This window comes from Pseudomonas sp. lyk4-R2A-10, assembly GCF_030209075.1.
Taxonomy (GTDB): domain Bacteria; phylum Pseudomonadota; class Gammaproteobacteria; order Pseudomonadales; family Pseudomonadaceae; genus Aquipseudomonas; species Aquipseudomonas glycinae.
The window spans coordinates 178564-197670 of the sequence record NZ_JARVSR010000008.1; the positions used below are offsets into that span (position 1 = coordinate 178564).

Annotated in this window: 22 protein-coding genes; 13 read left to right on the forward strand and 9 right to left on the reverse strand. The window is 61.3% G+C overall.

Annotation, left to right across the window (positions count from 1 at the left end; translation table 11 throughout):
* Positions 1–5 precede the first annotated feature (5 nt).
* Together QRN46_RS12330 and QRN46_RS12335 are read left to right on the forward strand one after the other, a co-directional pair.
* Positions 6–773 (forward strand): CHAD domain-containing protein, encoded by a 768-nt coding sequence (locus QRN46_RS12330; RefSeq protein WP_011335322.1) that lies wholly within the window; start codon positions 6–8, stop codon positions 771–773.
* Between the two features lie 121 nt (positions 774–894).
* The gene (locus QRN46_RS12335; RefSeq protein ID WP_011335321.1) at positions 895–1689 is read left to right on the forward strand and encodes an acyl-CoA thioesterase; all 795 of its coding nucleotides are present in this window, start codon (positions 895–897) and stop codon (positions 1687–1689) included.
* A gap of 1 nt (position 1690) precedes the next feature.
* Here the strand turns inward: QRN46_RS12335 and QRN46_RS12340 are convergent, their stop codons facing one another.
* The 3 genes from QRN46_RS12340 to QRN46_RS12350 form a co-directional block, all read right to left on the reverse strand.
* A complete protein-coding gene (locus QRN46_RS12340) occupies positions 1691–2056 on the reverse strand; it encodes an Mpo1-like protein (protein WP_007950951.1) in 366 nt (121 codons plus the stop codon).
* A 120-nt stretch (positions 2057–2176) separates the two neighbouring features.
* A complete protein-coding gene (locus tag QRN46_RS12345) occupies positions 2177–3658 on the reverse strand; it encodes a methyl-accepting chemotaxis protein (protein ID WP_285354887.1) in 1482 nt (493 codons plus the stop codon).
* A gap of 108 nt (positions 3659–3766) precedes the next feature.
* Positions 3767–4573, reverse strand: a complete 807-nt coding sequence (locus QRN46_RS12350) for a TatD family hydrolase (protein WP_011335319.1) — start codon at positions 4571–4573, stop codon at positions 3767–3769.
* Between the two features lie 236 nt (positions 4574–4809).
* On the opposite strand from QRN46_RS12350, the gene QRN46_RS12355 reads away from it, so the two are divergent.
* From QRN46_RS12355 to QRN46_RS12365, 3 genes are all read left to right on the forward strand, one after another.
* Positions 4810–6231 carry an MltF family protein gene (locus QRN46_RS12355; protein ID WP_285354891.1) on the forward strand — a complete coding sequence of 474 codons (1422 nt, stop codon included), beginning with the start codon at positions 4810–4812 and terminating at the stop codon, positions 6229–6231.
* A 107-nt stretch (positions 6232–6338) separates the two neighbouring features.
* A complete protein-coding gene (locus QRN46_RS12360) occupies positions 6339–6773 on the forward strand; it encodes a DoxX family protein (RefSeq protein ID WP_007950955.1) in 435 nt (144 codons plus the stop codon).
* A gap of 250 nt (positions 6774–7023) precedes the next feature.
* Positions 7024–7332 (forward strand): hypothetical protein, encoded by a 309-nt coding sequence (locus QRN46_RS12365; protein WP_011335317.1) that lies wholly within the window; start codon positions 7024–7026, stop codon positions 7330–7332.
* Positions 7333–7335: 3 nt separating this feature from the next.
* Here the strand turns inward: QRN46_RS12365 and greB are convergent, their stop codons facing one another.
* From greB to QRN46_RS12380, 3 genes are read right to left on the reverse strand one after another with little or no spacing between them, the layout of a single operon-like run.
* A complete protein-coding gene (greB, locus tag QRN46_RS12370; protein ID WP_064383324.1) occupies positions 7336–7833 on the reverse strand; it encodes a transcription elongation factor GreB in 498 nt (165 codons plus the stop codon).
* A gap of 34 nt (positions 7834–7867) precedes the next feature.
* Entirely contained in the window at positions 7868–10372 is a 2505-nt protein-coding gene (locus QRN46_RS12375) for an ABC transporter permease (RefSeq protein ID WP_011335315.1), read from the reverse strand.
* A complete protein-coding gene (locus tag QRN46_RS12380) occupies positions 10372–11055 on the reverse strand; it encodes an ABC transporter ATP-binding protein (protein WP_011335314.1) in 684 nt (227 codons plus the stop codon). The genes QRN46_RS12375 and QRN46_RS12380 overlap by 1 nt, the downstream gene beginning before the upstream one ends.
* Positions 11056–11065: 10 nt before the next feature.
* Between QRN46_RS12380 and QRN46_RS12385 the strand changes: the two genes are divergently transcribed.
* The 3 genes from QRN46_RS12385 (at position 11066) to QRN46_RS12395 (ending at position 13146) form a co-directional block, all read left to right on the forward strand.
* Entirely contained in the window at positions 11066–11671 is a 606-nt protein-coding gene (locus QRN46_RS12385; RefSeq protein ID WP_011335313.1) for an arylesterase, read from the forward strand.
* A gap of 57 nt (positions 11672–11728) precedes the next feature.
* Complete coding sequence (locus tag QRN46_RS12390) at positions 11729–12022, forward strand: hypothetical protein (RefSeq protein ID WP_003226812.1); 294 nt, start codon at positions 11729–11731, stop codon at positions 12020–12022.
* Positions 12023–12174: 152 nt separating this feature from the next.
* Entirely contained in the window at positions 12175–13146 is a 972-nt protein-coding gene (locus tag QRN46_RS12395; protein ID WP_011335312.1) for a L,D-transpeptidase family protein, read from the forward strand.
* Between the two features lie 123 nt (positions 13147–13269).
* Here the strand turns inward: QRN46_RS12395 and oprI are convergent, their stop codons facing one another.
* Positions 13270–13521, reverse strand: coding sequence for an outer membrane lipoprotei OprI (gene oprI, locus QRN46_RS12400; RefSeq protein WP_011335311.1), 252 nt, complete (start codon positions 13519–13521; stop codon positions 13270–13272).
* Between the two features lie 637 nt (positions 13522–14158).
* Between oprI and QRN46_RS12405 the strand changes: the two genes are divergently transcribed.
* The gene (locus QRN46_RS12405; RefSeq protein ID WP_007955658.1) at positions 14159–14440 is read left to right on the forward strand and encodes a GNAT family N-acetyltransferase; all 282 of its coding nucleotides are present in this window, start codon (positions 14159–14161) and stop codon (positions 14438–14440) included.
* A gap of 67 nt (positions 14441–14507) precedes the next feature.
* On the opposite strand, the gene QRN46_RS12410 is transcribed toward QRN46_RS12405, so the two are convergent.
* Both QRN46_RS12410 and QRN46_RS12415 read right to left on the reverse strand, forming a co-directional pair.
* Entirely contained in the window at positions 14508–15584 is a 1077-nt protein-coding gene (locus tag QRN46_RS12410; protein WP_007908583.1) for a 3-deoxy-7-phosphoheptulonate synthase, read from the reverse strand.
* A gap of 130 nt (positions 15585–15714) precedes the next feature.
* Positions 15715–16158: a PilZ domain-containing protein gene (locus QRN46_RS12415; RefSeq protein ID WP_011335308.1), complete on the reverse strand. Its 444-nt coding sequence runs from the start codon at positions 16156–16158 to the stop codon at positions 15715–15717.
* Here QRN46_RS12415 and QRN46_RS12420 point away from each other — a divergent pair.
* The 4 genes from QRN46_RS12420 to QRN46_RS12435 all read left to right on the forward strand — a co-directional run bounded on the left by QRN46_RS12420 (position 16157) and on the right by QRN46_RS12435 (position 19027).
* Positions 16157–16543 carry a thioredoxin family protein gene (locus QRN46_RS12420; RefSeq protein ID WP_011335307.1) on the forward strand — a complete coding sequence of 129 codons (387 nt, stop codon included), beginning with the start codon at positions 16157–16159 and terminating at the stop codon, positions 16541–16543. The genes QRN46_RS12415 and QRN46_RS12420 overlap by 2 nt on opposite strands.
* Positions 16540–17496 carry a putative 2-dehydropantoate 2-reductase gene (locus tag QRN46_RS12425; RefSeq protein WP_181457892.1) on the forward strand — a complete coding sequence of 319 codons (957 nt, stop codon included), beginning with the start codon at positions 16540–16542 and terminating at the stop codon, positions 17494–17496. The genes QRN46_RS12420 and QRN46_RS12425 overlap by 4 nt, the downstream gene beginning before the upstream one ends.
* Before the next feature lie 23 nt (positions 17497–17519).
* The gene (locus QRN46_RS12430) at positions 17520–18425 is read left to right on the forward strand and encodes a 5'-nucleotidase (RefSeq protein WP_007955682.1); all 906 of its coding nucleotides are present in this window, start codon (positions 17520–17522) and stop codon (positions 18423–18425) included.
* A gap of 98 nt (positions 18426–18523) precedes the next feature.
* The gene (locus QRN46_RS12435; RefSeq protein ID WP_007955683.1) at positions 18524–19027 is read left to right on the forward strand and encodes a universal stress protein; all 504 of its coding nucleotides are present in this window, start codon (positions 18524–18526) and stop codon (positions 19025–19027) included.
* Positions 19028–19107 lie beyond the last annotated feature (80 nt).

Consider the following 19107-nt stretch of genomic DNA (forward strand, 5'->3'; position numbering starts at 1 on the left):
AAGCGATGTCTGCGTGGGTTGATCGGCTGGTGGCTCATGTCCTGAGCCTGGAAGTGCGGCTGCTGGCCTGTCAGGCGCGTCTGTCCGCGCGGACCGACCCAGAAGCGTTGCACGATCTGCGCACCACCGTACGGCGTTTGCGCAGTCTGTTGCGACCGTTGCGCGGCTTGCCAGGTGTCGAACAGTTGGAAAGCGCGGCGGCCAGCGTCGGACAACTGACCACGCCGTGGCGCGACCGCGAGGTGCTGGCGGCGTGGTTGATCAAGCATGATCAGCCCGAAGCCGCGCAGCGCCGCATGGTGCAGATGGCCGAGGCGTACCCGACGCTGGCGGCCAGTGCCGAAGTGGCGTCGCTGCTGATGATCCTCGATGCCTTTCCGCGTTTTCTGCGCGCGTCCCAGCGCCAGGGACTACTCAAGCGCCTGGACAAACGCATCGAGAAACGTCTGGGCAAACAATGGAAAAACCTCGACGTGGCGCTGCACGACCCGGCCCACGACCGCCATCGCCTGCGTCTGCTGATCAAGCGCGTGCGTTACGGCATCGAGGCCTACCCGGAACTGGATCGTTTGCCGGAAGCCGCATTACCCCGATTGAAATCCGCACAAGGCGCTCTCGGTGACTGGCACGATTGCTGGCAGTGGCTGGCCCGCGCTGAACTGGAGCCGGATCTGCAACCCTGCGTCGCCACGTGGCAGGCGACCATGGCCAAGGCCGAAATCAAGGCCGACCGGGTGCTGGAAAAACTCAGCGCGACCTGCTTCAAGTCCTGAAACCCGCTGGCGCGCGGCAGCGCTGTCTTATCTGTCAGTCTCTTTGACCGGAATGGACGCTGCGCCGCTCTGCCGCGCTGGTTAAGATCCGCTCATTCCCTTTTTCGTGTCCGAGGTTTCCATGCGCTTTTGCGATCTGATCGATGCTGTCCGTCGTCAACCGGAGGTCACGATTCCGGCGGAGTGGGGCCAGGGCCGGGCCAGTTTTGGCGGGCTGGTGGCCGCGCTGCAATTTGAAGTGATGCGCACCAAGGTTCCGACCGATCGGCCGGTACGTTCGCTGGCGATCACCTTCGTCGGCCCGGTCGAGCCCGAAGTGCCGGTGAGTTTTGAAGTCGAGGTACTACGCGAAGGCAAAGCGGTCAGCCAGGTGCTGGGGCGTGCTGTGCAGAACGGTCAGGTGGTGACGATGGTGCAAGGCAGCTTCGGGGCTTCGCGGCCATCGGAAGTGGCGGTTGAAGCCTATCCCGCGCCGGAAATGAAGCACTGGGACGATTGCCAGGAACTGCCGTACATCAAAGGCGTAACCCCCGAGTTCATGCGTCATCTGGCGATGCGCTGGAGCGTTGGCGGGATGCCGTTCACCGGCAATCAATCGCGGCTGATGGGTGGCTGGGTGCGCCTGCGTGGGGATGTGAAGGAAGAGTCGGTCAACGAAGCGCACCTGCTGGCGCTGGTCGATGCCTGGCCACCAGCGCTGTTGCCGTACCTGAAGAAACCGGCACCGGGCAGTACGCTGACCTGGACCATCGAATTCGTTCAGCCGTTACGCGATTTGAGTACGCTGGATTTTTGCCAATACCTGGCGGACATCGAGTATGCCGCCGACGGTTACGGCCACGTCGCCGCCAAGCTGTGGAGTGCGAAGGGTGAACTAATTGCCATGAGTCGGCAGACGGTGACGATCTTCGCCTGACTCAATGCCGGCGATGGCGTTCACGCCAAGCGCGAAACCAGCCGCCACTGAGGAAGAACCGCGGAAACGTCAGGAACTGCTCGACCAGCAGACGCGAGACGGCGTCCTTGCGATCACTGAACGGCTCGGAGGCTTGCGCCTCCAGGCTGTGGCCGTGACGCTGCAGACCCAGCGCCGCGATGATGCCGATCACGCCGATCGCCACGCTGGCCAGACTCAGGCTGAACACGCCCGAGACGATCAACAGAAACGCGACGATGAACAGCGGCACGGCAATCAGGTGCAGCACCAGATTGGTCGGGTGCTGATGGTTGTTCGGGTACGCGCGCCATTGCCACGCGGGAAGGTTGGGGTGACGTTTGCCCATGTTGCTGCTCCTCGATCCATGTTCAGTACATGGTTGAAGAATAGGCCCGGGCAGCGAGGGCGGCGAATCAAGGTTGGCTATTGAAGTGATAGGGACAATGGCCAATCTCGATGTTGCCCCCTAGAGCTTCAACTGACCGATCGCCTTGTTCAGCTCCCCGGCTAGCGTCGCCAGTTCATTGCTCGTGGTCGCCGAATCCACGGTCTGTTGCACAGTGTTTTCGGTCACGTCGCGAATGCTCACCACCGCGCGGTTCATCTCTTCGGCCACCTGACTTTGCTGTTCCGCCGCCACCGCAATTTGCGTGTTGCTCTCGCGCATTTGCGCTACCGCTCCGGTGATTTCCGCCAGCGCTTCACCGGCCTCCTGCGCCTGCTGCACGCAGTCGTCGGCCTTGTACGAACTCTCCTGCATGAAGTCCACCGCATCACGGGTGCCAGCCTGCAACGCCGAGACCATGGTGGTGATTTCATCGGTGGAGGTCTGCACACGTTTGGCGAGGTTGCGTACCTCGTCGGCGACTACCGCGAACCCGCGACCCATTTCCCCGGCACGCGCCGCTTCGATCGCGGCGTTGAGTGCCAGCAAATTGGTCTGTTCGGCGATGCTGTGGATCACGCTGACCACACCGTTGATCTTCTGGCTGTCCTCGGCCAGACGCTGGATCATCTCGGCAGTCTGCTGCACGCCGCTGGACAGGCCGGCAATCGACGTCTGCACCCGGCTCACCACTTGCTGGCCGCTGCCGGCCAGGCCGTCGGCGGTCTGCGACAGATCGCGAGTGGCGCCGGCGTGCTGGGCGATGTGGTAGACAGTCGCGGTCATTTCGTTGATCGCCGTGGCGGCCTGATCGGTTTCACTCTGCTGGCCAAGCATGCCGTGACGCACCTCGTTCATGCTCGACGCCAGTCGCGCAGCGCCGACGTCGAGTTGCCGCGCGGTGTTGGCCACGGTGGTCACCACTCGCTGATAACCGGCCTGCATCGCATTGAACGCGTTGGCCATTTGCCCGACTTCGTCCTTGCAGGCCAGCGGCACCCGGGCGGCGAGGTCGCCGGTTTTCTCCACGTGCAGCATCACGTCCTTGAGGGTGTTGAGCTGGCTGAGCAGAAAGCGGATCAGTAGCTGCGAGGCACCGAGCATCGCCAGCATCAGGATGAACACCGCCACCGCGTAGTTGGCGAAGCGCTCGCTGAAGACCTGGCTGAGGCTGGGGGCGTAGGCGATCACGGCGACCTGCTGGCCATCGGCACGGCTGAAGACTTCGGCGCCGAGCAGCGGATTTTCGCCGAACAACGGCAAATGACTGATCTCGATCCAGCCGCTGCTGTCGGTTATCTCCAGCAGCGGTTGATCGTTGAGGCGCGGCGCTTCACCGCGTTTAAACGTCAGTACCTGATCGGATTTGGGCAGCGCCTGCCCGACCGGCCAGGCCTTGAGCAATTGCGCCTGGGCCTGGGCCGTGGTTTGCGCGGCGTGGCTGCGGGCCTGTTGTTCGAGCTGCACGGCGTACAGCACCAGCAACAGGGTGGTGACAAAGGCGACCGCGTTGACCGCCCAGAATTTGTATTTCAGCGAGATATTGCTAAGCCAGGCACCCATGGAGGTCTTCTCTGATAGCGGAAACAGTTTTGGCAAGGTGCCATTATTGTGCCGCTACCCAGGCGTCCGGTTCTTGATATGCATCAACAACCGATGCATCTGCCTCTTTCAGGGCAGGATAGGTAAACCGTAGAACGCCCGTGCGCACGCGGTTGTGTGGGCGGCCAGGTCTGCTTCGGTTTCGCCTCGATGCAACGCGACTTCACGCAACACTTCGGTCAGGTACGCTGGCTCGTTGCGCCCGTTTTTCGGCTTTGGCCGCAGTGTGCGCGGCAGCAGATATGGCGCATCGCTTTCGAGCATCAGTCGACCGCGCTTGATCTCCTTCACCAGCGGATGCAAATGGGTGCCGCGACGCTCGTCGCAGATCCAGCCGGTGATGCCGATGTGCAGGTCCAGGTCGAGGTAACTGAACAGCGCTTTCTGTTCGCCGGTAAAGCAATGCACCACGGCGGCCGGCAACTGATCGCGGAAGTCACGGAGGATTTCCAGCAGGCGCTGGCTTGCATCACGTTCATGCAGGAACACCGGCAGTTGCAGTTCGGCAGCCAGCGCCAGATGCTCTTCGAGGACTTTTTCCTGCTGCGGGCGCGGCGAGAAATCGCGGTTGAAATCCAGTCCGCATTCGCCCACCGCCACCACGTTCGATTCCTGCAACAGACTGCGCAGACGCCTTGCGCTGTCGGCGTTCCAGTCGCTGGCGGAATGCGGGTGAATGCCGGCGGTGGCGAACAGTCGCTGGCCGTCCGGATCCAGTTGCTGGCACAGCTCCAGCGCCTGTTCGCTGCCCTCGACGCTGGTGCCGGTCAGCACCAGTTGGCAGACCCCGGCAGCGTAGGCGCGGTCGAGCACGGCCTGGTGTTTGTCGGCGAAACTGGGGTTGGTCAGGTTGACGCCGATATCGATGAGTTGCATGGTGCTACCTCGGGCCGAAGGCCGGAAAGCATATCAGAGCTGTAGATTTATAAGAAAAGCCAAGAACTACAACGGCTTATGGCTGTCTGTTGAGGCCGCGAGGCAGGCTGGGCTGGCAGAGTTGCCATCACTGTGCCAGTCTCTCGCACTTTATCAGCGCTCCAGGCGCTCTGTTTTCGTCGGTGTTTTGCGATCGCTCAGCGGTGCAAACGCCTCATATTCTTTCCGGAGAGTGGATGGTTCGTCCCTCGGTTTTGCTCCTGCTGTGTGGTTCGCTGCTGCTGCCGATGACGGCGGTCGCGCGGCTGCCCGGACCGCTGCAAGCCGTGCCGGCCGCCAAGGTCCGCGACCTGACCGAGATCCGCAGCAGCCGCGTGTTGCGGGTGCTGGTCAACCAGAGCCGCAACAGCTCCGGCGAAGTCCAGGGCCAGGCCATCGGCATCGAATACCACCGTCTGCGCGCCTTCGAGCAATACCTCAATGGCCACGCTCGCGACGGCCAGGAAATCACCCTCAAGATCATCCCCAAAGCCAAGGATCAATTGCTCGGTGCGTTGCAGCGCGGCGAAGGCGATCTTGTGGCGCCGGGCGAACTGCTCGAGCTGCAACCGGGCCACGCGGTCGCCAGCAGCGAGCCGATTGCCAGCAACGTGCCGCTGGTGCTGGTCGGCATCAAGGGTGAAAAACGCTACACCAAGGTCGAGCAACTGGCCGGCAAAACCCTGGCGCTGCCCACCGGCAGTGCGGCGGGGGAGGCGGTCAGTCAGCTCAACCAGAAGCTGGCGCTGCACAAACTGGCGCCGATCAGGATCGAATGGGTCGATCCGACCCTTGCGGTCGAAGACGTGCTGGAGATGGTTCAGGGCGGGATCTTCCACCTGACCATTGTCGAGCAACCGATTGCCGAGCGGTGGGGCAAGATCCTGCCCAAGCTGCGTTTCGACCGTCAGGTGATGATCAGCGAACCGGGCGAGGAATACTGGTTCGTGCGCCGTGATGCGTCGATGTTGCGGGCCAGCATCGACCGCTTTCTGACCGGCTACAAAAAGCCGTCGAACGAAGATGCGGCGTTTCTGCGGATCTACCGCCGCCTCTATCAAGTGCACTATCCGTTGGCCAAGGCTGACCGTCAGCGTCTGGAAAAGCTGCGCCCGACCCTGCAGAAGCACGCCGAAGCGCAAAACATGGACTGGCTCAACCTGGCGGCGCTGGCCTTCAAGGAATCGGCGCTGCAGCCCAACGCGCGCAGCGGCAGCGGGCCGATCGGGCTGATGCAGATCACCCCGTCGGCGGCACAGCGGGTTGGCGTCAACAACATCCAGAATCTCGATGCGAATGTGCAGGCCGGGGCCAAGTACCTGGCGATGATCCGCCGCAAGTTCTTCAACAGTCCGAAACTCAATGAGCGCGAGCGCATGGCGTTCACTCTGGCGGCTTACAACATCGGCCCGGAACGGGTGCAAGGCATGCGTGCCGAGGCGCGGCGTCGCGGCCTGAATCCCAACCAATGGTTCTTTCAGGTCGAGCGCATCGCCATGGAGCAGGTGGGAATGGGCGCCGTCAGCTATGTTAATAGCGTGAACAAGTATTACTTGGCGTTCGACCGGGAGCGGGAGTCGTTGGAGCCCGGGGGGCAGAAAGTTGTCTCACGCAAATGATCAAATAAGTTGATTGTTATGGCGGAATTTTTGCGCTTTTAACATGAAAATAACTGATTAATATAGCGGCCAACCAACAAGCACTTCTGACAACAAGGAAACGCAACATGAGCTCTCTGATCAACAAGGTTCTGTTCACACGCGCCGGCTACGGTCTGACCATTCTGCGCATTGCCGTCGGCGTGATCTTCGCCGCCCACGGTTCGCAGAAACTCTTCGGCCTGTTCGGTGGCTACGGTCTGGCAGGCACCGCGCAATACATGGAAAGCATCGGCCTGACCCCGGGTTACCTGATGGCTACCCTCGCCGGCGGCACCGAGTTCTTCGCCGGTCTGGCGCTGATCATCGGCCTGCTGGTTCGCCCGGCGGCGCTGGGTCTGACCTTCCTGTCGCTGGTGGCGATCTTCACCGTGCATATCAGCAACGGTCTGTTCATGGCCAACAACGGTTACGAGTTCGCTCTGGCCCTGCTCGGCGGCAGCCTCGCGGTGCTGATCGAAGGCGCCGGCAAGCTCTCGGTGGATCGCGCCATCGCCGGTTGACCGCTCTGGCTCAAGCAAAAGGCCCGCATTGTGCGGGCCTTTTTTGTTGCGGCTGATTCTTGACACTGGCCGGTCACGTTCTCTAGGATGCCGCTCATGCGCCGATTTAAACAGCTACTTGCGGGGCGCCAGGTGACTATTCTTCAGTTGCCGTCAGAAGCCGGAACAGGGCTTCGAAATACCGCTAAAGCGCTGGTTCGGTGTTGCCTCTCACCTGCCATGCAGACTTTTGAGGCAGAGACACGACACGATGAATGCACTACGCCCTCCAGCACGTCCCGCGCCGATCACGGCACACATCACCCAGCGCAATCCGAAAATCCTGCTTGGCGGCAAACATCAGCCGACGCTGTTGCGTTATCTCGATGGCTGGCCACGTCGCAGCGGTGGTCCTGCCGCGTTTCTGATCCAGTTCGTTGAAGACGGTGAGTCGCTGGCGCGTTTTGCCGATGACAGTTTCGATCTGGCCGTCATTCAGGCCCCGAGCCGTGAAGAGGCGCCGGAAATGATTCGCCAACTGACCCGCGTCGCACGCCAGGGCCTTATCACCCGGCGCTGAGCGTCAGGGATATTCGATCGCCACGATGTAGACGAACTGTTCGCCGGTCGGCGTCTGTACCCGAACTTCTGCATCCAGCGCCTTGCCGATAAGGGCGCGGGCCAGCGGTGAGTCGATGCTGATCAGGCCGAGCTTCAGATCCAGTTCGTCCGGGCCGACGATACGATAGCGCGACTGTTTGCCGTCCTCGTCTTCGATGGTCACCCAGGCACCGAAATAGACCTTGTTCGGATCACTGGGTTTTTCGCTGACCACTTTCAACGCCTCAAGGCGTTTGGTGAGAAAGCGCACGCGGCTGTCGATCTCGCGCAGCATTTTCTTGCCGTAGGTGTACTCGGCATTTTCCGAACGATCACCCTGAGCCGCCGCCTCGCTGACTGACTGCGTCACCTGCGGGCGGCGCACGTGCCACAGCTCATGGAGTTCGGCGCGCATCCGCGCTTCACCTTCAGGGGTGATCAGCGCAGTGCCGGCGGTGCGGGGAGGGCGATAACGGCTCATGGCAACTTCTTTTGATCAAGACGGCTGGAGTCTATCAACCCTCGCGCAACACTGTCAGCGGGCTGGCGTTCAGCGCACGCCGTGTGCCGAATACCCCGGCGCCACCAATCAGCGCCGCGCCGATCAACGGCAACAGCAGCAACCACGGATGGGGATGCCATGGCAGGTCGAAGGCGAAGCGATACAGCACCAGACTCACCACTTCCGAACCGATCGCCGCGAGCAATCCGCTGACCGCGCCGAGCAAACCGAACTCGATGCGTCGCGCCTTGATCAACAACTGCCGCTCGGCACCCAGCGCACGCAACAGTGCGCCCTGGCGAATGCGTTCATCCAGCGTTGCCTGCAACCCTGAAAACAGCACCGCCATCCCCGCCGCCAACACAAACAACAACACATACTCCACCGCCAGGGTGACCTGGGCGAGGATGCTGCGCAGCTGTTCGAGCAAGGCTTCGACCTGCAGAATGGTCACTGCCGGGAATGCTCGCGACAGCTCGACAATCTGCTGATCGTGACCGGGCGCCAGATAGAAGCTGGTCAGGTAAGTCGCCGGCAGATCCTTCAAGGTGCCGGGCTGGAAGATCATGAAGAAGTTCGGCTGGAAGTTGTCCCAGTTGATCTCCCGCAGGCTGGTGACCTTCGCTTCACGATTGACCCCGCCGACGCTGAACACCATGTGATCGCCCAGCTTGAGCTTGAGACTCTCGGCCACCTTGCCTTCAACCGAGACGCCCGGAACGTCGTCCGAAGGTTGCCCGGCCCACCACGAACCGGCGGTGATCTTGTTGCCGGCCGGCAGGTCGGCCGCCCATGTCAGGCTCAGGTCGCGCTGGATGGCGCGGTCGCCGGCCGAATCCTTACTGACGATTTGCTGCACCGCTTCGCCATTGATGCTGATCAACCGTCCCGGCACCACCGGATACAAAGGAGCGGCCTGGGCCGAGACATTGATCAGGTGATCGGTAAAGGCCTGTTTGTCCGCCGGCAGGATGTTCAGGGCGAAATAGTTGGGGGCGTTTTTCGGCAGCTGGTTTTGCCAGGTGTCGAGCAGTTCGCCACGCAGCAAGGCGATCAGCGCCATGGACAGCAGGATCAGCCCGAAGGCCAATGACTGGCCGGCGGCCGCCAAAGGATGACGCAACAACTGACCCAACCCGAGACGCCACGGCAAGGACGCGCGCGCCAGCAGACGACGCAGGCTTTGCAGCAGCAACAGCAGCAAACCGCCGAGCACCAGCGCGGCGACCACACCGCCGCCGAGCAGGGCGAATGTCAGCAGCAGATCCAGACTCAGGCGCCACATGATCAGCCCGAGCGCACCGAGTGCCGCGCCGTAGACCATCCAGGTGCTCGATGGAATCGGCAGCATGTCCCGGCGCAATACTCGCAATGGCGGAACCCGGCCCAGTGCGGCGAGCGGTGGCAGGGCGAAACCTGCCAGAGCGACCAGTCCGGTGCCGATTCCGGCGAGCGCCGGCAGCAAGCCTCCCGGCGGTACGTCGGTCGGCAGCAGATCATGCAGCAGCGCGAACAATCCCAATTGCGCGAGCCAGCCGAGCAGGGCACCGCTGAGGCTGGCGAGCAGGCCGAGCACCGTCAGTTGCAGACTGAACAGCACCAGGGTTTCCCGGCGCGACAGACCCAGGCAACGGAGCAGGGCGCTGGCATCGAAACGCCGACTGGCGAAGCGGTTGGCCGACAACGCGACCGCCACACCGGCCAGAAGCACGGCGACCAGGCTGGCCATGTTCAGATAGCGTTCGGCCTTGCCCAGTGCGCCGCCGATCTGCCGGTTGCCATCGCGGGCATCCTGAATTCGCTGGTTGGCGGCAAGGCCCGGTTTGATCAGTTGGCGATAGGTTTCCAGCGCCTGCGGCTCACCGCGCCACAGTTCGCGGTAGCTCACCCGGCTGCCGGGTTGTACCACGCCGGTCGCGGCGAGGTCGTCAAGGTTGATCAGTACTCGTGGCGTGAGGCTGTAGAAGTTGCCGGCGCGATCCGGTTCGTAAGTCAGCACTCGCGTCAGTTTCAACGTCTTCATGCCGACGTCGATGCTGTCGCCGATCTTCAGGTCCAGCGCCGTCAGCAGGCGCGCTTCGACCCAGGCTTCACCGGGCTGCGGCTCGCCTCCGGCTTCCTCTGTCGCGTAAGGAGCGGGAGCGCTTTTCAGTTCGCCGCGCAGCGGATAGGCGCGGTCGACGGCTTTGATACTGGAGAGCTGAATGCCGTTGTCCGTGGCGATGACGCTGGAAAACTCCACCACCTGCGCATGATCCAGGCGCAGCTCGGTGCCGCTCCGGATCTGTTCCGGGCGGGCCGGCGAGCTGCCTTCGAGCGACAGGTCGGCGCCTAAAAACTCGGTCGCACGCAGCATCATCGCGCCGTTGAGACGGGCACCGAAATAGCCGATCGCGGTACTCGCCGCGACCGCCACGACCAAGGCGAAAAACAGCACCCGCAGTTCACCGGCGCGGGCATCGCGCAGCAGTTGGCGCAGGGCGAGACTGAACAGACGCAACAGCGGCAGACGTGCCATCAAGGCTCCAGAGGGGCGACCAACAGGCCGGCTTCAAGACGGATCAGGCGCCGGCAACGATGGGCCAGGCGTTCGTCGTGGGTCACCAGCACCAGGGTGGTGCCGCGTTCCTTGTTCAATTCAAACAGCAAGTCGCTGATGCGCTCGCCGGTGTGGCTGTCGAGGTTGCCGGTGGGTTCGTCGGCGAACAGCACATCGGGCTCGGCGGCGAACGCCCGGGCAATCGCCACACGCTGCTGTTCACCGCCGGAGAGCTGACGTGGCGAGTGCGTCAGGCGCTGGCCGAGTCCGACCCGTTGCAGTAACTCGGTGGCGCGGCTTCGCGCGTCTTTGCGGCCGTCGAGTTCCAGCGGCAGCATGACGTTTTCCAGCGCGTTGAGGCTGTCGAGCAGCTGGAAAGATTGAAAGACGAAACCCACGTGTTCGGCGCGAATGCGTGCGCGCTGGTCTTCGTCGAGATGGCTCAGGGCTTGTCCGGCGAGCGTCACTTCGCCGCTGCTTGGCAGATCAAGGCCGGCGAGCAGGCCGAGCAGGGTGGATTTGCCAGAACCGGACGCGCCGACGATGGCCAGGCTATCGCCCTTGTTCAGTTCCAGGCTGAGTTCGTGCAGGATGGTCAGTTCACCTTCCGCGCTGGGAACCACTTTGCTAAGGTTCTTCGCGGTGAGAATGCTTGCGCCCATGGAGAATCCGATGCGTGTGTGGTTTTTGAGTGCTGGCCTGGCCTTGATGTGCATGGCCCAGAACGCAGCGGCGGGTACAGTCCTGATCGTTGGCGATAGTATCAGCGCCGGTTTCGGACTGGATACCCGGCTGGGGTGGGTGTCGTTGCTCGAACAGCGGCTCAAGAGCGAAGGTTTTGACGACAAAGTGGTCAATGCGTCCATCAGCGGTGACACCAGTGCCGGAGGCCAGGCGCGGCTGCCGGCGCTGCTTGCAGAGCACAAGCCGGAACTGGTGATCCTCGAATTGGGCGGCAACGATGGCCTGCGCGGAATGCCGCCGACGCAATTGCAACAAAATCTTGCTTCGATGATCGACAGCTCCCGTCAAAGCGGTGCCAAGGTGCTGTTGCTCGGCATGCAGTTGCCGCCCAATTACGGCAAGCGCTACACCGATGCCTTCGCCGAGGTCTACGGCAAACTCGCCGAGGAGAAAAAAATCCCGCTGGTGCCGTTTTTTCTCGACGGTGTGGGCGGGCATCCGGACTTGATGCAGGCCGACGGTCTGCACCCGGCGGCCGGGGCTCAGGGCAAGTTGCTGGAAAATGTCTGGCCGACGCTAAAACCGCTGTTATGAGGCTTTTCTAGCGGCAGGCTTTCGGCTAATGTGGCGCCCCCTAATTTGGAGCCCCCGATGCCGCGCCCTGCCTGGTCCCTGTTCGCCTACCAACTGATCGAGCCTGACGAACAGCTGGATCTGTTCGCCTGCCAGGAAGTGCGGGTGCATCTGGTGACCCGTCAGCTGGAACTCGGTGGTTCGGCTGACCGAACCCTGTGCGGCAGTCTGCTGCCGGCGCAACCGCGCTGGTCCAGCGTGGATCGCCGGGTGTTCCAGGATCAGCGCCTGTGCTCGCTGTGCCGGGCGATCCTCGAATCGCAGAAGCGCGGCACCTCGCCGATCTGGCCTGAGCTGCGTTTCGAACTTTAAACGCAACCGTTCTTTCGAATGCAGTTTGGGCGAGCGGCAGCTTCAACCATGAAGAGTGATGCCAGCCCATCGGCGCATCTCCCCGAATTCTCTGGGCGCGGTGTACAATCGCGTTCTTATTACCCTTGTCGATCTTGCGAAGGATTCTCCGGATGTTGCCGCGTTTTCCTGCCGTCACCCGCTGCCTGTCTCTTGCCGCCCTGTGTGTGGCCGGTCCCGTTGCCGCACTGGAGTTTCCACTGCCACCGCCTGGTGAAGACATCATCGGCCAGGTGCAGGTGATCAAGGCCAAGTACGAAGACACCTTTGCCGATCTGGGCACCACCTACGATCTGGGTTATTCGGAAATGGTCGCGGCCAACCCGGGCGTCGATGCCTGGTTGCCGGGCGCCGGCACCGAAGTGGTCCTGCCGACCCGTTTCATCCTGCCGCCGGGGCCGCGTGAAGGCATCGTGATCAACCTGGCCGAGTACCGCCTCTATTACTACCCGAAAGGCCGGAACGTGGTGTACACCTTCCCGCTGGGTATCGGCCGTGAAGGCTGGGGCTCGCCGATCGCTCACACCACGATTACCGCGAAGACGCCGAACCCGACCTGGACGCCGCCAGCTTCGATCAAGGCTGAACATGCTGCCGATGGCGATCCGCTGCCGAACGTGGTGCCGGCCGGTCCGGACAACCCGCTGGGGCCGTTCAAGTTCACCCTGGGCACGCCGGGCTACCTGATCCACGGCTCGAACAAGAAGTTCGGTATCGGCATGCGCACCAGTCACGGCTGCTTCCGCATGTTCAACAACAACGTGCTGGAAATGGCCAGCATGGTTCCGGTGGGGACTTCGGTACGGATTCTCAACGACGCCTACAAGTTCGGTCGCAGTGGCGGCAAGATCTATCTGGAGGCGCACACGCCGATCGATGACAAAGGCAACCCGTCGGTGGTCGACAAGCACACCGCCGTGATCAACGCGATGCTCAAGCGCGAAGACATCACCAACAACCTTCGCATGAACTGGGATGTGGTGCGTGATGTGGTGGCGGCCGAAGATGGCCTGCCAACCGAAATCGGCACACCGAACACCTCGGCGCCGATGGTCTCCAGCGCACCGATCGACCTGCAGCAATAAGCTGGAAGACAAAACCCGCCGAGGCTTGCGCCGTGGCGGGTTTTTTATTGCCCGCAGAAAACTGCAGGCACAAAAAAGCCGACCCGAAAAACGGGTCGGCTTGATAACAATCCCGAAGGACTATTACTTGCGGCTAGCTTTTTCCAGCATGCGCAGAGCACGCTCGTTAGCTTCGTCAGCAGTCTGTTGTGCTTTTTGAGCAGCAGCCAGAGCTTCATCAGCTTTACGGTAAGCTTCGTCTGCACGAGCCTGGGCGCGAGCAGCTGCGTCTTCAGTAGCGGTCAGACGTGCTTCGGTTTCTTTCGATGCGCTGCTGCAACCGGTAGCCAGAACTGCGGCCAGAGCCAGAGCAGAGAATTTCAGAACGTTGTTCATCGTGTTCCCCTTCAAGGACTTTCAATTAAGTGGCTGTCTCCTCCGATTGAGGAAATAGCCGGCGTACATACTACCCATTACTTGTAGTAAGTAAACTGACGTGAGGCAAGAAGCAAAAAAAATTGTAGGCGTTGATTCTTTTTCGAGCAACTTTTAACTGGGCTGTATAAAAAATATCCAGCTGTAAGCCCCGAGATGAGCGAGTTAATGAGAAAAAGTTCCCGTTGCTGTGCGCTGTTTTGCAGGTAGTGGCCGAAGTCTGTCTATATGGATTCGTCCACACTTTTGTTGCGAATCTGCGCAGCGCCTCGCATATCTTTGTCCATGTTGAGGTGACTTTAAAACAGGCGGCTCGTCTTAAGTCTCAACATCCGGCGATGTTCAGCCTTTCGGCTCGGGAAGATCGTCTCCCGAACCGGCCCTGAGTCCACCGGAACTGCCCCGTCAATCCGCATGTTGACGAGCGTACCTTGAGCATTTTCGCCAATGGTGCCTACTATTTGATACGTGCTCGGGTTGCGCGAGATCGGTGCAGTTCTTCTCGGTGTCCATCAGGCACGGGGTGGCGTAGATGTTCCTTCGCCGGGAAAACATCGGTAAGGTAGGGGTCAGAATTCGAGACCCGCGAGGAGTAGTGATGAGCGAGGCGTTGTCCATCCACCATGACCAGGCTGGTCATCAGTTCGAGACCAATGTGGACGGTCATCGTGCCTACCTGACCTATATGGATCTGGGGAAACAGACCCTGGATATCTACCGCACCTTCGTGCCCAACGCCTTGCGTGGCCGAGGCATCGCGGCAGCCCTGACCGAGCGGGCGTTGCAGTACGCCGATGAAATGGGCTACACAGTCATTCCATCGTGCTCCTACGTGGAGCGCTACATGGAGCGTCATCAGCGGCGCACCGCCAAGATCTGACTGACCTCACCGCACACACAAAAACGCCGGGCAATGCCCGGCGTTTTTTATGCCTGTGAAACGCCTGTCAGCTGCGCTGACGTTTCGGCAGGACATCCTTGAGCTTGGCGTGCATGCTGCGCAAGGTGTTTTCGGTAGCGGACCAGTCGATGCACGCATCGGTGATCGACACGCCGTATTGCAGGTCGGCGAGGTCTTTCGGGATCGCCTGGCAGCCCCAGTTCAGGTGACTTTCGACCATCAGGCCGATGATCGACTGGTTGCCTTCGAGGATCTGGTTGGCGACGTTCTCCATCACCAACGGTTGCAGGGCCGGATCCTTGTTGGAGTTGGCGTGGCTGCAGTCGACCATGATGTTCGGCTTGATCTTCGCCTTGTTCAGCGCCTGCTCGCACAGGGCGACGCTGACCGAGTCGTAGTTCGGCTTGCCGTTGCCGCCGCGCAGCACCACATGACCGTAGGCGTTGCCTTTGGTGGTGACGATCGACACGCCACCTTCCTGGTTGATACCCAGGAAACGGTGCGGGCTGGAAACCGACTGCAAGGCGTTGATCGCCACAGTCAGGCCGCCGTCGGTGCCGTTCTTGAAGCCGACCGCCGAAGACAGGCCGGAAGCCATCTCGCGGTGGGTCTGGGATTCGGTGGTACGGGCGCCGATGGCCGACCAGCTGATCAGGTCCTGCAGATACTGCGGGGAGATCGGGTCGAGGGCTTCGGTTGCGGTCGGCAGGCCTTTCTCGGCCAGGTCCAGCAGCAACTGGCGACCGATGTGCAGACCGTCCTGGATTTTGAACGAGTCATCCAGGTACGGGTCGTTGATCAGGCCTTTCCAGCCGACGGTGGTCCGTGGTTTCTCGAAATACACGCGCATGACCAGATACAGGGTGTCCGAGACTTCTGCCGCCAGCACCTTCAGGCGATCGGCATATTCGTGGGCAGCCTTGATGTCGTGGATCGAGCAGGGGCCGATCACCACGAACAGACGATGGTCGGTGCCATCGAGAATGTTGCGGATGACCTCGCGACCCTTTGTGACGGTGCGCAGGGCAGCGTCGCTCAGAGGGATATCACGCTTGAGCTGATCGGGAGTGATCAGGGTCTCGTTGGAAGCGACGTTCAGGTCGTTGATCGGTAAATCAGCCATCGTTTACTCGTCAGGTCACGGGTGCCGGCCGCCAGCGATCCCCGCGCGGCGGAGCACAGCGGATTTAAGCGCGTCGGGGAGCCGAACCTTATCGCGTTAGACGCCTGCTAGACAATGGGCAAGTCACTGTTCAGTCCAGCACAGGCTGCGCAAACGCCTTGCGAACGGTGTCGTGGGAGAACTCGTCGGCGTGTTGTTCGACCCATTGCAGGGCCAGGGCCTGAATATCCTGGAGGTCGTCGTGGGCGTCGTTGAGTCGGCAATAGCGTTCGATCTGACACACCTGCTCACCCATTCGCGCGCTGAACAGCGTCTGTTCGTCGGTGAAGGCGATGCCCACCAGATAGCCTTTCTTGCGACGCAGGCACCAGGCCACGTAGCCCGGATAACAGATGTCGGCATTGAGAGTCGGCATGCGCACCTGCAGCGCGGTGCCATGGCGCCAGGCACGGTGGTAATTGCAAGCGATGCCGCCGAGGCTGATAGTGTGCAGCCGTTGACGCGAAATACACTCCGGTGTGAGCAAGGTCAATTCAACGGGCACATCATCCGGATGAGGAATAAACCGTCCCATGAGCACAGACTCCCTGTGTCGGCCATTTGACATTGTTTCCCCCAGTATAGTGGTCGAATCGCAACTGACCGATTTTGACGCCGACCAACGGCTGCTGGCGATGAATGGCGTTTCGCTGGTGATCTTCACCAGCGTCGGCTGCGCCAGTTGCCGCTATGCCCGCGAAGTGTTGCCGGGACTTGATCTTGCCGTCGATCGCGTGTGCTGGATCGATGCCGGTGACAACGGCGGACTGGTCGAGCGTTATCAGGTCTTTCATTTGCCGGCGCTGTTTGTGGTGCGTGACGGCGAGTTCTTTGGGGCTGTGCACACGCGTCTGAATGTCGATGAGCTGAATGCAGCCGTGACGCAGGCGCTAGGTCGAATTGCAGAGGAGTTGCCGTGATGGGAGCAGTGAAAAAACCGGTGGTGGGGATTATCGGCACCGGCGCCATCGGAGGGTTCTACGGGGTGATGCTGGCCCGGGCCGGGTTCGATGTGCACTTTTTGTTGCGCAGTGAATTTTCCGCAGTCGCCGAGCGCGGCTTGCAAGTGGACAGTGCTGTGCATGGCGCATTGGCGCTGAACCCGGTGCAGGCTTATTCGTCGGCTGAAGACATGCCGCCCTGCGACTGGCTGCTGGTTGGCGCCAAGACCACCAGCAATGCCGGGTTGGCGCCGTCGATCATTCAGGCGGCGAAGCCCGACGCGAAAGTGCTGGTGCTGCAAAACGGCCTCGACGTCGAAGACAGTTTGCGTGCGTTGCTGCCCGATTCCCTGCATTTGCTGGGCGGCTTGTGCCTGATTTGCGTTCATCGCGAGGGGCCGGGCCAGATCACCCACCAGGCGCTGGGCGCAGTGAACGTCGGCTATCACAGCGGCCCGGCAGCGGATGACGCGGCGCGCATGGCAATCGTCGAAGAGGGCGCCAGCCTGTTCCGCGCCGCCGGTCTTGATTCCCAGGCGATGCCGAACCTGCATCAGGCGCGCTGGCAGAAACTGGTGTGGAACATTCCCTACAACGGCCTTTCGGTGTTGCTAGGCGCCGGCACCACGCCGTTGATGGCCGACACGGACAGCCGCGCATTGATTCAGGCGCTGATGGCTGAAGTGGTGCAGGGCGCCAAGGCCTGCGGCCACGACATGCCACCCGGTTACGCCGAATACCTGTTCATGATGACCGAGAAAATGCCCGATTATTGGCCGAGCATGTACCACGACTTTTTACACAAGCGACCGCTGGAGCTGGAGGCGATCTACGCTCGTCCTTTGGCGGCGGCGAAAGCGGCAGGCTGCGAGTTGCCGCGAATCGAATCGTTGTATCGCACATTGAGCTTTATCGACCGGCGCAACGTTTAAACCGGTCGCACTGGGGGAAAGGCATGGCCAAGAACATCGATGACAAACTGGTGCTGGCGATCTCGTCCCGTGCCCTGTTCGACCTGAGCGAAAGCCACAAGGTGTATGAGTCGAGCGGCGTCGAAGCCTACCGGCAATATCAGATCGATCACGAAGACGAAATTCTCGCGCCGGGCGATGCCTTTCCGCTGGTGGAAAAACTCCTCAACCTGAACAGCCGTCTCGGTCGCGCCCGGGTCGAGGTGATTCTGGTGTCGCGCAACAGCGCCGACACCGGCCTGCGCGTTTTCAACTCCATTGGGCATTACGGCCTGGCGATCTCCCGCGCGGCGTTTGTCGGCGGGCGCAGTCCTTATCCCTATCTGAAGGCCTTTGGTTGCGACCTGTTTCTCTCCACCCATGCCGAAGACGTACGCGCCGCGCTGGATGCCGGTTTCGCGGCGGCGACCATTCTGTCCGGCGGCGCCAGCCGTGCGGCCAGCGACGAATTGCGCATCGCCTTCGACGGTGATGCGGTGCTGTTTTCCGACGAATCGGAGCGCGTGTATCAATCCGGTGGCCTTGAAGCCTTCCAGGCCAAGGAGCGTGAATCCGCTCGCGAGCCGTTGCGCGGCGGGCCGTTCAAGGGCTTTCTCGCGGCGCTCAACCTGTTGCAGCGCGAGTTTTCCGATGAGGAGTGTCCGATCCGCACCGCACTGGTCACCGCGCGTTCGGCGCCGGCCCACGAGCGGGTGATCCGCACCTTGCGCGAATGGGACATTCGTCTGGACGAGTCGCTGTTTCTCGGTGGCCTGACCAAGTCGGCATTTCTCGAAGCGTTCGCCGCCGACGTGTTTTTCGATGATCAGGCCGGTCACTGCGAGCTGGCCCGGGAGGTTGTGGCAACCGGTCACGTGCCCCACGGCATCAGCAACGAACCGGCGGTCTAAAGCCCTCGTGGTTCAAGACGTTGCGTCGCACGTCGTACTCGTCAAGGCACTGCTAAGCTGAATCAAATCTCCGCCATGTTGGCTTGCGAGGAGGTCATATGATTCGTTCGATGCTGTATGCCACTGACCTCGGTCTGTACGCACCGTTAGTGATGCAGCATGCCCTGGCGATGGCGCGAACGTTCAATGCCGACCTGTACGTAGTGCACGCAGTGGAACCCATGGGGCTGTTCGCCGAATCGGTGTTGCAGAGCTATCTCGACGAACAGGCATTGAACGAATTTCACAGTCAGGGTCTGAAAACGGTCATTGCCAATATCGAGCAGCGGGTGCTCGACAGTTTTCGCGAAGAACTGGGGGATGAGGGCGAGCAGGACCTGCAGCGGATACGCGCGGTGCGGGTGCTGCAGGGCGATCCGTCACAGGTGATTCTCGATCAGGTGCAGAAACTCTCTGTCGATTTGCTGATCGTAGGAAGTCACAGCCACGGGGTCGGGGCGGAAACACCTTTGGGGCGAACGGCGGCCCGGCTGCTGCAATTGTCCAAGGTGCCGGTTTATCTGGTGCCGCTGGTGGAGCGTCGCCGTCGGGAGGATCGCTGAAGCGGGAATAATGGCACTTTGATAAAAAAGTTCTAGATTTATTCTTCAAACCATTAATATAGTTATATACCGTCGCTGAT